The sequence below is a fragment of the Pseudomonas canadensis genome, from assembly GCF_030980095.1.
Classification (GTDB): Bacteria; Pseudomonadota; Gammaproteobacteria; order Pseudomonadales; family Pseudomonadaceae; genus Aquipseudomonas; species Aquipseudomonas canadensis.
In genome coordinates this window covers 667,271-681,621 of record NZ_CP133298.1, presented here as the reverse complement: position 1 = coordinate 681,621, position 14,351 = coordinate 667,271, and the positions used below count along the sequence as shown (strand labels likewise).

General features: G+C 61.5%; 12 protein-coding genes. 7 read left to right on the top strand and 5 right to left on the bottom strand.

The window, feature by feature from the left end; translation table 11 throughout:
* The first annotated feature begins 150 nt into the window (after nucleotides 1-150).
* Nucleotides 151-1,488 (top strand): MATE family efflux transporter, encoded by a 1,338-nt coding sequence (locus tag RB216_RS02990; RefSeq protein WP_028615584.1) that lies wholly within the window; start codon nucleotides 151-153, stop codon nucleotides 1,486-1,488.
* Here RB216_RS02990 and RB216_RS02985 read toward each other — a convergent pair.
* The 5 genes from RB216_RS02985 to RB216_RS02965 all read right to left on the bottom strand — a co-directional run bounded on the left by RB216_RS02985 (nucleotide 1,433) and on the right by RB216_RS02965 (nucleotide 6,552).
* Nucleotides 1,433-2,326 carry an alpha/beta hydrolase gene (locus RB216_RS02985; protein WP_028615583.1) on the bottom strand — a complete coding sequence of 298 codons (894 nt, stop codon included), beginning with the start codon at nucleotides 2,324-2,326 and terminating at the stop codon, nucleotides 1,433-1,435. The genes RB216_RS02990 and RB216_RS02985 overlap by 56 nt on opposite strands.
* A 98-nt stretch (nucleotides 2,327-2,424) precedes the next feature.
* The gene (speA, locus tag RB216_RS02980; protein WP_028615582.1) at nucleotides 2,425-4,338 is read right to left on the bottom strand and encodes an arginine decarboxylase; all 1,914 of its coding nucleotides are present in this window, start codon (nucleotides 4,336-4,338) and stop codon (nucleotides 2,425-2,427) included.
* Between the two features lie 143 nt (nucleotides 4,339-4,481).
* Nucleotides 4,482-4,853, bottom strand: coding sequence for a translation initiation factor Sui1 (locus RB216_RS02975; protein ID WP_025857628.1), 372 nt, complete (start codon nucleotides 4,851-4,853; stop codon nucleotides 4,482-4,484).
* 182 nt (nucleotides 4,854-5,035) lie between these two features.
* Nucleotides 5,036-5,572: an NUDIX hydrolase gene (locus RB216_RS02970; protein ID WP_308908297.1), complete on the bottom strand. Its 537-nt coding sequence runs from the start codon at nucleotides 5,570-5,572 to the stop codon at nucleotides 5,036-5,038.
* Between the two features lie 2 nt (nucleotides 5,573-5,574).
* A complete protein-coding gene (locus tag RB216_RS02965) occupies nucleotides 5,575-6,552 on the bottom strand; it encodes a DUF2333 family protein (protein WP_370468598.1) in 978 nt (325 codons plus the stop codon).
* 388 nt (nucleotides 6,553-6,940) lie between these two features.
* Here RB216_RS02965 and RB216_RS02960 point away from each other — a divergent pair, with 388 nt between their 5' ends.
* The 6 genes from RB216_RS02960 to prmA all read left to right on the top strand — a co-directional run bounded on the left by RB216_RS02960 (nucleotide 6,941) and on the right by prmA (nucleotide 14,342).
* Complete coding sequence (locus RB216_RS02960; RefSeq protein WP_028615579.1) at nucleotides 6,941-8,611, top strand: response regulator; 1,671 nt, start codon at nucleotides 6,941-6,943, stop codon at nucleotides 8,609-8,611.
* Nucleotides 8,612-10,077: 1,466 nt separating this feature from the next.
* On the top strand, nucleotides 10,078-10,626 hold the full coding sequence (locus RB216_RS29955; protein WP_405045891.1) for a methyl-accepting chemotaxis protein: 549 nt from the start codon (nucleotides 10,078-10,080) through the stop codon (nucleotides 10,624-10,626).
* A 253-nt stretch (nucleotides 10,627-10,879) separates the two neighbouring features.
* A complete protein-coding gene (aroQ, locus tag RB216_RS02950; protein WP_010213488.1) occupies nucleotides 10,880-11,335 on the top strand; it encodes a type II 3-dehydroquinate dehydratase in 456 nt (151 codons plus the stop codon).
* Nucleotides 11,336-11,359: 24 nt separating this feature from the next.
* A complete protein-coding gene (gene accB / locus RB216_RS02945; RefSeq protein WP_017136744.1) occupies nucleotides 11,360-11,821 on the top strand; it encodes an acetyl-CoA carboxylase biotin carboxyl carrier protein in 462 nt (153 codons plus the stop codon).
* Between the two features lie 17 nt (nucleotides 11,822-11,838).
* Nucleotides 11,839-13,200, top strand: a complete 1,362-nt coding sequence (gene accC, locus RB216_RS02940) for an acetyl-CoA carboxylase biotin carboxylase subunit (protein WP_010213490.1) — start codon at nucleotides 11,839-11,841, stop codon at nucleotides 13,198-13,200.
* A gap of 263 nt (nucleotides 13,201-13,463) precedes the next feature.
* Nucleotides 13,464-14,342, top strand: a complete 879-nt coding sequence (gene prmA, locus RB216_RS02935; RefSeq protein WP_028615577.1) for a 50S ribosomal protein L11 methyltransferase — start codon at nucleotides 13,464-13,466, stop codon at nucleotides 14,340-14,342.
* The last annotated feature ends 9 nt before the right edge of the window (nucleotides 14,343-14,351 follow it).

The window sequence follows — 14,351 nt, the reverse complement described above, 5'->3', positions numbered from 1 at the left end:
GGTGAACTATATATCAGCCCGCAGGGGGCCGATGCGGTGCTGGTCACATTGACCGACGGAGGGTGGTTTGGTTCTGAGGTCATCCTTGATCAAGTCAAATCCCACAACCAAGGGCCGCCAGTTACAATGCCGCTCCCCCAAGGAGCCTGCATGCCCACCTTACTCACCGACTGGCGCCACCGCCCCACACACCGCCGCGTCTGGGCCCTGGCCGCGCCGATGATCCTGTCGAATATCTCGGTGCCGTTGGTGGCGCTGGTGGACAGCATGGTCATCGGCCATCTGCCCCACGCGCACCAGCTGGGTGCCGTTGCGGTCGGCGCCAGCCTGTACACCTTCCTCGCCTGGGCCATGGGTTTCCTGCGCATGGGGTCCACCGGTTTCGCCGCCCAGGCTGCCGGACGCAATGACGGGGCGGCGCTGCGACAAATCCTGCTGCAAGGCCTGCTGCTGGCACTGGGCCTGGCAATGCTGTTGGGCACCGTCGGCATTCCGCTGAGCCATCTGGCCCTGGAATGGATGCAGCCCTCTGCCGAACTCAATCAACTGACTCAAGATTTTTTCCACACCCGCCTGTTCGGCCTACCGGCCGCCCTGGCCAGCTACGCATTGGTCGGCTGGTTTCTCGGTACTCAGAACGCGCGGGCGCCGCTGGCGATCCTGCTGACCACCAACCTGGTCAACATCGCCCTGAACCTGTGGTTCGTACTCGGCCTGGATTGGGGTGTGGTCGGTTCGGCGCGTGCGTCCGTCGTGGCGGAATGGACCGGCGCCTTGCTCGGCCTGGCGATGACGCAAAAAGCCCTGCGCGCCTACCCTGGTCATATCGCCTGGGCGGCGCTGAAGCTGTGGGAAAGCTGGCGCCCGCTGCTGGCGGTCAACCGCGACATTTTTATCCGCAGCCTCGCGCTGCAATCGGTGTTTTTCATGATCACGGTGCAAGGCGCGCGACTGGGCGATGCCACCGTGGCGGCCAATGCACTGCTGCTCAACGGCCTGCTGCTGACCGCCCATGCCTTGGATGGATTGGCCCATGCGGTCGAAGCCCTGTGCGGCCACGCCATCGGTGCCCATGACCGCCAGGCCTTGCGTCGTTCATTGGTGGTGGCCGGCGGCTGGTCATTGATCGCCAGCGTTGGCTTTGCGCTGCTGTTCACCGTCGGCGGCCACCTGTTTATCGCCATGCAGACCGACATCCCCAGCGTGCGCGAAACCGCCGACCTCTACCTGCCTTATCTGGCGGTTCTGCCGTTGATTGCGGTGTGGAGTTACTTGCTCGACGGCTTGTTCATCGGCGCCACCCGCGCGCGGGAGATGCGCAATGGCATGCTGCTGACGGTCGTGTTGACACTGCCCTTCGCGTGGGCGTTGCAGGGTTTGGGTAACCACGGGCTGTGGATAACCTTCCTGCTGTTCATGGCCCTGCGCAGCCTTACTTTGTGGGCGATTGCCTGGCGCTTGAACCGGCAGGACCAGTGGCTCGGATAAAGGCTGTGACGCGCTCCAGTACCGGTGCCAGCCAACGCAAGGGTTTGGCGATCGCACCCACCAGCGTCTGATGGTTGGTCTTGCTGAAGTAGACCTCCTCCACGGGCACACCCACCGCCCGTAATTGCTCTGCCAGTCCGCCGGTATTGCGCTTGGGATTAACGAGTTTGTCGTCCGTCGAGGCGATCAAGAGGCTGGAGGGTGCCTCACGGCTGACATGATTGATCGGCTGAGAATCCGGCGGTGAATCAGGGAAGAAAAACACTGGCCTCACCTCTGGGTTTTCAATTGGCAGGAAGTCATAAGGGCCGGCCAGACCGATCCAGCCTTTGAAGATTGACGGCGTGAGGCCAACCTCTTTCAGCCAACGCGCATCCAGCGCCAGCATCGACGCATTATAGGCGCCGGAGCTATGCCCCATTACATAGAGCTGTTGGGGATCACCACCGTATTCGGCGATGTGTTGATAGGTCCAGGCAACGGCGTGGGCGTTGTCTTGGAGGAAGGCGGGATACCGCACTTGAGGGTAAAGCCGGTAATCGGCGATCACCACCACGATGCCGCGCGAGGCCAGGGCTTCGCCGACGAAACCATAGTCGTCCCTGGAGCCGCTGTTCCAGCTACCGCCGTAGAAGAACACCACCACGGGGGCGTTGGAGATAGCAGGAGCTGGCCGGTAGATATCGAGTTTCTGGCGGGGATCATCGCCGTAGGCGATGGCCGAGGTTTTGGTGAAGGTGTTGGAGGGGGTGAGTGCATTGAGCACTTTGATGGGAGAGCAGGCCGCGAGGAATGCCGCGACGGCCAGGGTAAACGCTTGCAAGAATACTCTCGACATCGCCAACCCCTTATACCTGTGAAGACTGACTTATGTGGTGAGCGGGCTTGCCCCGCGCGAGGCAAGCTCGCTCACCACAAAGAGCACGTTGTACGCGGTTATGAGGACAGGTACGAAGACCGTGTCAGGCCCAGGCGCAAAGCGTCCAGGAACTGCGTGCGCTCACTGGCACTGATCTTCGCGCTCGCACACTTGTCACGGTAATGCGTCATCAACTCCTCCGGCGACAAGTGCACGTAGCGCAGCATGTCTTCGATGGTGTCGTGGGTCTCGATCCCGGCGCTGTACACCGAACCGTCTTCACGCTGGTAGATGTTCACCGAGTCGGTGTCACCAAACAGGTTGTGCATGTCGCCGAGGATTTCCTGGTAAGCCCCCACCAGGAAGATGCCCAGCAGGTAGTCCTCGCCTTCGTTCAAACCGTGCACCGGCAGGCTGGTCTCGATCGACTGCTCGTCGACGTACTGCTTGATCTTGCCGTCGGAGTCGCAGGTCAGGTCTTGCAGTACGGCACGGCGCAGCGGCTCTTCGTCGAGGCGGTGCAGCGGCAGGATTGGCAGTACCTGGCCGATGGCCCAGGTGTCCGGCAGGCTCTGGAACACCGAGAAGTTGCAGATGTACTTGTCGGCCAGCTTGTCGTTGAGCTCGTCCAGCACCTGGCGGTGCGAGCGCTGGCGGGCCTTGAGCGAGTTGTGCAGGCGGCGGCACACGGCGAAGTAGCACTGTTCGGCGAGGGCTTTCTCGGCGAGGGTCAGTTTGCCGTCGGCGTACTGGGTGGCCACGTCGCTCATATAGTGAGTGGCGCGCCAGTAGGTTTCGGTGACCATCTCGATGTCGGTCGGGCCGAGCAGGTCCACCAGCCATTGCACGGTTTCCGGCAGGCTTTCCTTGTTTTCGATGGTCGGGATTTCGTCGTTGTGTTTCTCGACGTCGGTCACCTGCACCACCAGCATGGCGTGGTGGGCGGTCAGGGAACGGCCGCTTTCGGAGAAGATGTTCGGGTGCGGCAGGCTCTGCGCGTCGCAGAATTCCTTGAGCATGCCCACGACCACGCCTGCATAGTCGTCCATGTCGTAGTTGATCGAGCTGGCGTTACGCGAGTGCGTACCGTCGTAGTCCACGCCCAGGCCACCGCCAACGTCGATGTGATCCACCGGCAGGCCGAGGTTGCGCAGTTCGCCGTAGTAACGGATGGCTTCCTTGAACCCGTGCTGGTAGTCCGCCAGGTTGGCGATTTGCGAGCCCATGTGGAAGTGCAGCAGGCGGATACCCTGGTCCAGGCCGGCCGCGCGGAAGCGCTCGACCACGGACAGCAGTTGCGCCGCCGACAGGCCGAACTTGGATTTCTCGCCGCCGGTGTCTGCCCACTTGCTCGATGCCAGCGACGACAAACGTACGCGCAGGCCGACCTGTGGCTTGACCTTGAGACTGGCGGCCTCTTCGATCACCAGTTCAACTTCGGATTCTTTCTCGATCACGATGAACACGTTGTGGCCGAGTTTCTGGCCCATCAGCGCGAGGCGGATGAACTCACGGTCCTTGTAACCATTGCAGACGATGGTGCCGCCCTTCGGCGCCAGCGCCAATACGGCGAGCAGCTCAGGCTTGGAGCCGGCTTCCAGGCCGATCGACACGTTCTGGGTGGCGATGATGTTCTCGATCACCGCTTCCTGCTGGTTCACCTTGATCGGGTACAGCGCGGTGTACTTGCTCTGGTATTCCAGGCGCTCGATGTTGGCGTCGAAAGCACCGGTCAGCTGGCGTACACGGTCTTGCAGGATGTCAGGGAAGCGCACCAGCAGCGGCAACGACAGGCCGCTCTTGCGCAGCTCGTCGACTTGTTCGTAAAGGTCGACCGGCGTGCTGTTCGGGCCGTTCGGACGGACTTCAACGCGACCGGCATCATTGATCGCGAAATACCCGGCCCCCCAATGGCGAATCCCGTAAACACTGCGGCTGTCCGCAACTGTCCATTGGCTGCCATCGTCTTTGCGTGTGCGTCGTACGGACATCGAAGTCCCCTATAAATGAAGGCGAAAGCGCCGCCCCTGGTTGAGGCTGGCGCAGTCTAAAGAATGAAAATGACGATTTGCCTGCGTGCAAGGTAGGACCCCACGCGCAGGACAGAGTTTAGACACAGGTCGGGAAGAGGCTCTCAGCCGCCGGACTTCTTGGCCTTGTACCCGAGCTTGATCAGCTCGGCCAACAGTAGCTCGACGTGATCGCCCTGGATCTCGATGACACCGTCTTTCAACGCACCACCAGTGCCGCAGCGCTTTTTCAGCGCAGTGGCGAGTTCCTTCAGCGCGTCTTCGGCCAGCGGCACGCCGGTGATGGTGGTCACCGTCTTGCCGCCACGGCCCTTGCTCTCGCGTCGTACGCGGGCAATACCGTCGCCTTCAGGGATCAGGGTCTGTTTGCAGGTACACGAATCCACGGGCTGACGACAGTCCGGGCAGTGTCGACCTGCGTCGGTGGAAAATACCAGGCCACCAAGGGCGGCGAAGGATGCGGCTTTTTTGGCCACCGGCAATCCTCTTGGGAGGATGAAGACTGATCGGCACCCGCAAAGAGGTGAACCGACCGCGAAGCCCCACTCAGGCAGGGGCAGCGCTACCGAACCGCCAAGGCGGTTCGGGTGAAAAGTCGCGCAGTGTAACCACAAAAAGCCGACTTGCTAAGAGCCAAATGGCGCCAATTTATGCAACTTTAGCGACGTGAGGCCAGATAGCGGCGCAAGCCTTCCTGGGCGTCCGGGCAGTAAGGCTTTTGTTCGGCCTCCTGCAGGACGGTTTCGATAGGTAAAAAGCGCGCTTCCATGACCTCTTCCGGCTGCAGGCGCAGTGGCCCATCCCAGACGGCAGAGTAGGATTTACACCAGAGCCGGCTGTCGCCATCCTCGAAATAGAAATGGTCGTGCTCGACCAACTCCACTCCGCTGACGCCCAGTTCTTCCTCCAGCTCGCGGGCGGCCGATATTGAATAGGATTCACCCGCCGCAACCATTCCACCCGCCGCCGTGTCCCAGAACCCTGGATACGTGGCTTTGCTCAGCGTGCGCCGATGCACACACAGCTCGCCACGGGAGTTGAACAGGAAGATAAAAGTGCAACGGCCAATCAGGCCGCGCTGACGCAGGTCGGACCTGACGAGGGTGCCGAGCAGGGTGTCCCGCTCGTCGACCCAGCAGATCAGTTCAGCATCGGAAGCCGCGCGGTGTGCGGCCTCCTTTTGAGTAGCGTCCATCATCAACCCTGGTTGAGTAGCTGACGCAAGTCGATCACTGCAGCGTTTGCCCGGGAAATATAGTTGGCCATCACCAGAGAGTGGTTCGCCAACACGCCGAAGCCACTGCCGTTGAGAATCATAGGACTCCAAACCGGCTCCTGTGAGGCTTCCAGCTCACGAATGATCTGGCGCACGCTGACGGTGGCGTTTTTCTTGGCCAGCACGTCGGCAAAGTCGACTTCGATGGCGCGCAGCAGGTGCGACAGCGCCCAAGCCTGGCCACGGGCTTCGTAGAACACGTTGTCGATCTGCATCCATGGGGTTTCCACCACTTCTTCATCGACCTGCGGCACTTCACCCGGCGCCAAGGCTTCGGTTTTCAGTGCGGTGTTCAGTTTCACCCGGCCGACGCTGGCCGACAGGCGTTGCGACAGCGAGCCAAGGCGAGTGGCGACGTCACCCAGCCAGTTGTTCAGGTTGTCGGCACGTGCATAGAACAGCGCGCCGCGCTGGTTCGGATCGGACAGGCGTGCTTCGTAGCGGCTCAGGGAATTGATGCCTTCCTGATATTCCGACTCACTGGACGGCAGCACCCAGCTCTTGTTGTCGAAGTTGAAGCGTGGCTCGGCCTTGGCCAAATCCGCGTCTTCGGCTGACTGCGACTGCGAGCGGGCGAAGTCTTTACGCAGGGCGCGGGTCAGGTCGCGCACCTGCACCAGTACGCCGTATTCCCAGCTCGGCATGTTGTCCATCCACAGGCCTGGCGGGAAGCGATCGTTGGAAATGTAGCCACCGGGTTTGTTCAGCAAAGTGCCGACCACGGTCTTGAGGGTTTCGACCGTGGTGTAGCCCACCACCATCTGCTTGCCTTCTTTCTCGGCGGCCAACTGCGCATTCTGCTGCACCGGAAACAGCGCCGGCTCTTCGCTCCAGTACCAGCCCAGGGCGCCGGTGACCAACAGGTACAGGCCGAGCACGCTGAGCACGGCGCGGCTCATCAGCACGGTACGAAAATAGCCGCGGTTGGCCGACTTGGGCTCAGGCGCGGGGCCTTTGGCGCTGCCTGCACGGTTTTTCCAGTCCAGCATGGCGATATCCTTTCAATCACTTGAGTTCATGCACTTGAATTGATGGCGTGCGTTCAAACACTCCGACCACAACCCTACCCCATCGTGCCAACCCGTGCGGGGCTTTTCGCCAAACTGGCGCACAGGGCACGTTCGACTATAAAGGATGCACGCTTTTTACGCTGCGCGACCATCCAGTCAGCAACTGAATGCGACGGGCACGTAGTTTATTGACGTATGACACTCATCCTATCGGAAAGAGGTGCTAGCATAGAGCCATCAGTCGACCTCAGCATGCACCCTAACTAGTAGTCAGGATATGACCGAGCCAGAAGACCCCAGCCGTGAGCGCCTCAAGCAGCATTTTGCCCAGCGGGTAATTCATCAGGCACGTCAAATTCTTGAGATCTGGCAGCGCCTGCAACGCAGCGAATGGTCCGGCGCCGACCTCTCCGAACTCAGCGAGGCCAATTTGCGCCTGCTGCGTTTTGCCGAACGTTTTGAACAGCCGGAACACGGCCAGTTGGCGCGACACATCGGCGAATCCCTCAAGGCGGTGGACGAAAACCGTGGCCGCCTGAGCAGCCACTTGATCACCGAACTTAATCGCTTGATGCAGCGCCTGTCGCGTACTGGCCTGCGCCAGGGCGACCAGCTCGAACAAACTTTCCTGCCGCCCATGCGCAAGCCGATCTACGTGATGCTGGCCGATCACGACCGCGCCGAGCGCCTGGCCAAGCAGCTGGAATTCTTTGGCATGAGCGCCCAATCCCTCGACAGCGTGGCGGCGTTTCGCGCGTCGATGGCCGAGCGCCTGCCCTCGGCGATTGTGATGGACGTGGATTTCTGCGGCGCCGGCCTGGGCCTCAAGCTCGCCGCCGAAGCCCAGGAAGGCCTGGAGCAAAAGCTGCCGCTGCTGTTTTTCAGCCTGCACGAAACCGATACCCCCACCCGCCTGGCCGCCGTGCGCGCTGGGGGCCAGGAGTTCCTCACCGGCACGCTGGAAGCGTCGAGCCTGTTGGAGAAGATCGAGGTACTGACCTGCGTCGCCCAATACGAACCGTATAAAGTACTGATCATCGACGACTCGCGGGCCCAGGCGCTGCACACCGAGCGCCTGCTCAACAGCGCCGGCATCGTCACCCGCACGCTGATCGAGCCGATCCAGGCCATGGCCGAGCTGGCGGATTTCCAGCCCGACCTGATCATCCTCGACATGTATATGCCAGCCTGTACCGGTACCGAACTGGCCAAGGTCATCCGCCATAACGACCGTTATGTGAGCGTGCCGATCATCTACCTGTCGGCCGAGGATGACCTGGACAAGCAACTGGACGCCATGAGCGAAGGCGGCGACGACTTCCTCACCAAGCCGATCAAGCCGCGCCACCTGATCACCACCGTGCGCAATCGCGCGGCGCGTGCGCGCAACCTCAAGGCGCGGATGGTGCGCGACAGCCTGACCGGCCTGTACAACCACACTCACATCCTGCAATTGCTCGAAGACTGCAGCTTTCGTGCGCGCCGCGAGAACAAGCCGCTGAGTTTTGCCATGCTGGATATCGACCACTTCAAGCGGGTCAACGACAGCCACGGCCACCCCATGGGCGACCGTGTGATCAAGAGCCTGGCGCTGTTTCTCAAGCAACGCTTGCGCAAGACCGACTATATCGGGCGCTACGGCGGTGAAGAATTCGCCATCGTAATGCCGGATACCGACCTGGAATCGGCGTGCAAAGTGCTGGATGAAATCCGTGGGCGCTTTGCCGAAATCCACTACCCCGCCCAGCCCCAGGATTTGTGGTGTACCTTCAGCGCCGGGTTGGTCGAGCTGTGCGACGGTTCCGACAGCCTGATGATGGCGGCCCAGGCCGACGAGGCGCTGTACCGCGCCAAGGATGCCGGACGTAACCGCGTGCAGGCTGCGCGCACATCAAAGCAAAGTGCCACCTTTTCACCAGAATCGACTGATTCGGTCATAACCTTGTAATGAAAACGCAATAACTTCAGGCACTTATCTTTTGCTGTCGGTTGAAACCACGCATGCGCCTGAAGCTGCTGACCAATCTCAATACCCTTCTTCTGGTGGCCGTGTGCCTGGCGCTGGGCGCGACCCTGTGGTGGTCGCAGCGCGCGCTGGAACGGCCTTATTTGCTGATGGAACGCTACCTGGGCCTGTCCCAGGCCTTCCAGAACCAAGCGGCGCGTAATATCGACGACTACCTCGCCAGCGGCGACGCCCTGCGCTTGAGCAGTGCCAGCCAGAGCTTGGAAAACCTGTTGCAGCATCTGGATGAGTTGCCGGCGGACCTCGCGCAAAACCTGCGCCCGAGCCTGGTTGACCTGGATGCGCTCAGCAAGACTGACCTGCTGGCGGCCGGCAAGCTGGCCGGCGACCCGCAAGCCTTGTTGCTGCAGGCCGAGCGCGAATTAGGTGCGAACCTGGAGCAATTGAGTCAGTACGCCACCGGGGTGACTACTCCTGACGCCGCCCGCTATCTGCCGCCTTTGCTGGCTGCGTCGCAGCACCTGGGCAAACTGTCCCTGGCCCGCGACAAACTGGTGAGCAGCGGGCGCGCGGAACTGGCCGATGATGTGGAGCGCGAAGTCAGCAACATCCGCAGCCAAGCCGATGCGCTGGAACAACTGCCATTGCTGGGCGTGAAGGCCAGCGCCGAATCCAGCGCCAACGACTTTTCCGCACTGATGGGCCTGGAGAACACCGAAAAAACCGAATCCCAGGACACTGGCGTCGACCTCAAACGTGAACTCAACAGCCTGCTGACCCGCTACCCCGCCGAACTCAAGCGCACCCGCGAACAGATCCAGCAACGCACCGACCTGGCCGCCAAGACCCACCAGAAGATCGACACCGTGCAACAAGCCATCGCCGGCCTGGAGCCCGTAGTGCGCGCGCAGCACGGCAAGATCCAGAGCGAAGTGCGCCTGATGCAAGGGGTAATGATCGGCCTGATCCTGCTGATCGCGCTGCTGATCGACACCCTGCAACGCCGCCTGGCGCGGGTGCTGACCAATCTGGCACCCGCCTTGTCGACCTGGGCCGAGGGCGATTTCAGCCAGCCGATTGCCCTGGGTAAGACCAACCGCGAGCTGCACGACATTGAAGCCTCCTTGAACCGCCTGCGCGCCTATCTGGTGGATTTGGTGGGTACGATTCGCGGCAATGCCGAGGAAGTCGCCGGCAGTAGCCGTGCGCTGGCCGAACTGAGCAGCGGCCTGCACGACGGCGCCGAACGCCAGGCCGGGGATACCGCGCAGATCCGTGATTCGCTGGGTGAACTGGAAGCGACCATCCAGCAAGTCGCAGGCGATGCCAGCCAGGCGGCAGGCGCCAGTCGCAGTGCCGGTCAGGCGGTGGAGCAAGGCCAACGTGTGATCGGCCTGAGCCTGACCGGGCTGCATGCCCTGGTCGGCGAAGTGCAGCAGAATGCGCAGATGATCGAAAAACTCGCGGAAGAATCCGCCACCATCGGCGGCGTGCTGACGGTGATCCGCTCGATTGCCGACCAGACCAACCTGCTCGCCCTTAACGCCGCCATCGAGGCTGCCCGCGCCGGTGAGGCCGGCCGTGGCTTTGCCGTGGTCGCCGACGAAGTCCGCTCCCTGGCCCAGCGCACCGCCGGCGCCACCGCAGAAATCCAGACCTTGATCGCCGGTCTGCAAAGCGCCGCCCATCAATCGGTGCAAGGCATGCGCGCCCAGGTCGAACACGCCGAGGCGACCGCCCAGCAAGCCCAGGCAGCGGACGGCGCGCTGGATGAAATCGTCGGGGCTATCCAGACCATTTCCGACACCGCCGTGCGCATCGCCGATGTGACGGCACAGCAGAGTGGCGCCGTCAGTGAGATTCGCGACAACAGCGAGCGGATTCACCAGTTGGGTGAAGATAACTTGCTGCGAATCGGCCAGGGCCGCAGCCAAGGTGAGCATCTGTTGGTGCTAGGTGGGCAGCTCAATACTGCTGTGCAGGCCTTTCGCGTCTGAACACCCACTGTAGGAGCGAGCTTGCTCGCGAAGAACGCGCAGGCACTGCTTTAATCCAGACGCCCCGCGTTATCGTTGACGTTTTTCGCGAGCAAGCTCGCTCCTACACTGACCGAATCCGGCCTCACAGTCACAAATTTCGCGCTATCCTCGCTAATCGTGCTGCCTACTGCATAGAACTGGACAGTCACAAAGGCTTTGCGGCATAGTCGCCGGGTTCTGCCGTACCCACATCAATAACAAGGAACAGCCGATGGCGACCTTACTGGTTCTTCACGGACCCAACCTGAACCTGCTCGGCACCCGTGAACCGGGCGTCTACGGGGCAGTCACCCTGGACCAGATCAACCTCGACCTGGAGCGCAGGGCCCGTGAAGCCGGCCACCATCTGCTCTACCTGCAAAGCAATGCCGAGTACGAATTGATTGATCGCATCCATGCCGCGCGCGGCGAAGGGGTGGACTTTATCCTGATCAATCCCGCCGCTTTTACACATACAAGCGTTGCATTACGTGACGCGTTGCTGGCGGTGAGCATCCCATTCATCGAAGTGCATTTGTCGAACGTGCACAAACGCGAAGCTTTCCGCCATCACTCCTACTTCTCCGACGTAGCGGTAGGTGTGATCTGCGGCCTTGGCGCCAGCGGTTACCGACTGGCCCTGGAGGCCGCCCTGGAACAACTTGAACAACCGGCCAAGCGCCCCTGACCGACCCTTGGGAGTTGATGATTCATGGATATCCGTAAAGTTAAGAAACTGATCGAACTGCTGGAAGAATCCGGTATCGACGAGCTGGAAATCAAGGAAGGCGAAGAGTCCGTACGGATCAGCCGCCACAGCAAGACCCCGGCCCAGCAGTTCTACGCGCCACAGATGCAAGCACCGGCGCCGGCTGCTGCTCCAGCCGCCGCTCCGGCTGCCGCCGCTGCACCTGCCGCTCCAGCGGCTCCTGCGCTGAACGGTTTCGTGGTCAAGTCGCCAATGGTCGGTACGTTCTACCGCACCCCGGCACCGACCTCGCCAGCCTTCGTTGAAGTCGGCGCAACCGTGAAAGTGGGCGACACCATCTGCATCGTTGAAGCGATGAAGATGATGAACCACATCACCGCTGAAAAAGCCGGCGTCATCGAATCCATCCTGGTAGAAAACGGTCAGCCGGTTGAGTACGACCAGCCGCTGTTCACCATCGTTTGAACCGCGGAGCGCCTTCGATGTTGAAACCTGCGAAGAAACTGCAAAAAGTCCTGATCGCCAACCGCGGCGAGATCGCGCTGCGTATCCTGCGCGCCTGTAAGGAAGAGGGCATCAAGACCGTCGCTGTTTACTCGACGGCCGATACCGAATTGATGCACGTGAAACTGGCGGACGAAAGCATCTGCATCGGCCCGCCACTGGCCACGAACTCGTACCTGAAAGTCTCGAACATCATCGCGGCCGCGGAAGTGACCGGCGCTGATGGCATCCACCCTGGCTACGGCTTCCTCGCGGAAAACGCCGATTTCGCCGAACAGGTGGAAAAATCCGGGTTTGCCTTCATCGGCCCGAAAGCCGAAACCATTCGCCTGATGGGTGACAAGGTGTCGGCCAAGGACGCCATGATCGCGGCTGGCGTGCCAACCGTTCCAGGTTCCGACGGCCCGCTGCCGGAAGACGAGGAAACCGCTCTGCGCATTGGTCGCGAAGTCGGCTACCCCGTGATCATCAAGGCCGCCGGTGGCGGTGGTGGTCGCGGCATGCGCGTGGTGCACAAGGAAGAAGACCTGATCGAAGCTGCCAAGCAGACTCGCTCCGAAGCGGGCGCCTGGTTCGGCAACCCGATGGTCTACCTGGAGAAGTACCTGACCAACCCACGTCACGTGGAAGTGCAAGTACTGTCCGACGGCCAAGGCCACGCCATCCACCTGGGCGACCGCGATTGCTCGCTGCAACGTCGTCACCAGAAGGTTCTGGAAGAAGCGCCGGCACCGGGCCTGGACGAAAAAGCGCGCCAGGAAGTACTGGCTCGTTGCGTCAAGGCGTGCATCGACATCAACTACCGTGGCGCGGGCACTTTCGAGTTCCTGTACGAGAACGGTCGTTTCTACTTCATCGAGATGAACACTCGTGTGCAGGTAGAGCACCCGGTGTCGGAGATGGTCACCGGCATCGACATCGTCAAGGAGATGCTCAGCATCGCCGCCGGCAACCCGCTGTCCTTCACCCAGGACGACGTGAAGATGCACGGCCACTCCCTGGAGTGCCGCATCAACGCCGAAGACCCGAAAACCTTTATCCCAAGCCCTGGCCTGGTCAAGCATTTCCATGCGCCCGGCGGCAACGGCGTACGTGTGGATTCGCACCTGTACAGCGGCTACAAGGTTCCGTCCAACTACGACTCGCTGATCGGCAAGCTGATCACCTGGGGCGCCACCCGCGACGAGGCCATGGCCCGTATGCGCAACGCCCTGGACGAAATCGTGGTCGACGGCATCAAGACCAACATCCCGCTGCATCGGGACCTGGTCCGTGATGAAGGCTTCTGCGAAGGTGGTGTGAACATTCACTACCTGGAACACAAGCTGGCCAACCAGTAAGTGCTCCACCCAACAAGGCCGCCTTCGGGCGGCTTTGTTGTTTCTGGGCCCTGGGTTTTGCTGGATGGATACATCACCCTGTGGGAGCGGGCTTGCTCGCGAATGCGGTGCATAAGCTAAAATACTCTTCACTGACTCACCGCATTCGCGAGCAAGCCCGCTCCCACATTTGTTATGTGTACACCCCTCCCGCCGCTCGCGTAAACTTGCGCGCTTTCGCAGCCCTACCCCGCTGCACACTCATTTTTTCAAAGGTGCCCGCCATGCCTTGGCTGCAAGTCCGTCTCGCCATCAGCCCAGAACAAGCCGAAACCTACGAAGACGCGTTTCTCGAAGTCGGCGCCGTGTCGGTGACCTTCATGGACGCCGAAGACCAGCCAATCTTCGAACCCGAACTCAACACCACCCCGCTGTGGTCCCACACCCATTTGTTGGCCCTGTTCGAGGACGGCACCGATGCCGCCGCCGTACTGGCCCACATGGAATTGCTCACCGGCGGCCCGCTGCCAGAGCATCACAGCGAGGTCATCGAAGACCAGGATTGGGAACGCAGCTGGATGGACAACTTCCAGCCGATGCGTTTCGGCCAGCGCCTGTGGATCGTGCCAAGCTGGCACGCCGCGCCTGAACCAGACGCCGTCAACCTGCTGCTGGACCCGGGCCTCGCGTTTGGCACCGGCACCCACCCCACTACCGCGCTGTGCCTGGAATGGCTGGACGGCCAGGACCTGACCGACAGCCATGTGCTGGACTTCGGTTGCGGCTCTGGGATCCTGGCGATTGCCGCATTGCTCTTGGGCGCCAAAGAAGCCGTCGGCACCGACATCGACGTCCAAGCGCTGGAAGCCTCCCGCGATAACGCCGGGCGCAACAACATCCCTGAAGGCAAATTCCCGCTTTACCTGCCGGAGCAACTGCCCCAAGTGCAGGCCGACGTGTTGGTCGCGAACATCCTCGCCGGGCCACTGGTTTCGCTGGCGCCGCAGCTGTCGAGCCTGGTCAAGGCGGGCGGGCGCCTGGCGCTGTCGGGCATCCTGGCCGAGCAGGGCGAAGACGTCGCCGCTGCCTACGCGAAGGATTTCGAGCTGGATCCGATCGCCAACCGCGATGGCTGGGTACGCATCAGCGGTCGTCGGCGCTAGAATGAGCGC

Coding starts and splice junctions, on each gene's coding strand:
- RB216_RS02990 (WP_028615584.1), top strand. CDS start 151: ATGCCCACCTTACTCACCGACTGGCGCCACCGCCCCACACACCGCCGC.
- RB216_RS02985 (WP_028615583.1), bottom strand. CDS start 2,326: ATGTCGAGAGTATTCTTGCAAGCGTTTACCCTGGCCGTCGCGGCATTC.
- speA (WP_028615582.1), bottom strand. CDS start 4,338: ATGTCCGTACGACGCACACGCAAAGACGATGGCAGCCAATGGACAGTT.
- RB216_RS02970 (WP_308908297.1), bottom strand. CDS start 5,572: ATGGACGCTACTCAAAAGGAGGCCGCACACCGCGCGGCTTCCGATGCT.
- RB216_RS02965 (WP_370468598.1), bottom strand. CDS start 6,552: ATGAGCCGCGCCGTGCTCAGCGTGCTCGGCCTGTACCTGTTGGTCACC.
- RB216_RS02960 (WP_028615579.1), top strand. CDS start 6,941: ATGACCGAGCCAGAAGACCCCAGCCGTGAGCGCCTCAAGCAGCATTTT.
- RB216_RS29955 (WP_405045891.1), top strand. CDS start 10,078: ATGATCGAAAAACTCGCGGAAGAATCCGCCACCATCGGCGGCGTGCTG.
- aroQ (WP_010213488.1), top strand. CDS start 10,880: ATGGCGACCTTACTGGTTCTTCACGGACCCAACCTGAACCTGCTCGGC.
- accB (WP_017136744.1), top strand. CDS start 11,360: ATGGATATCCGTAAAGTTAAGAAACTGATCGAACTGCTGGAAGAATCC.
- accC (WP_010213490.1), top strand. CDS start 11,839: ATGTTGAAACCTGCGAAGAAACTGCAAAAAGTCCTGATCGCCAACCGC.
- prmA (WP_028615577.1), top strand. CDS start 13,464: ATGCCTTGGCTGCAAGTCCGTCTCGCCATCAGCCCAGAACAAGCCGAA.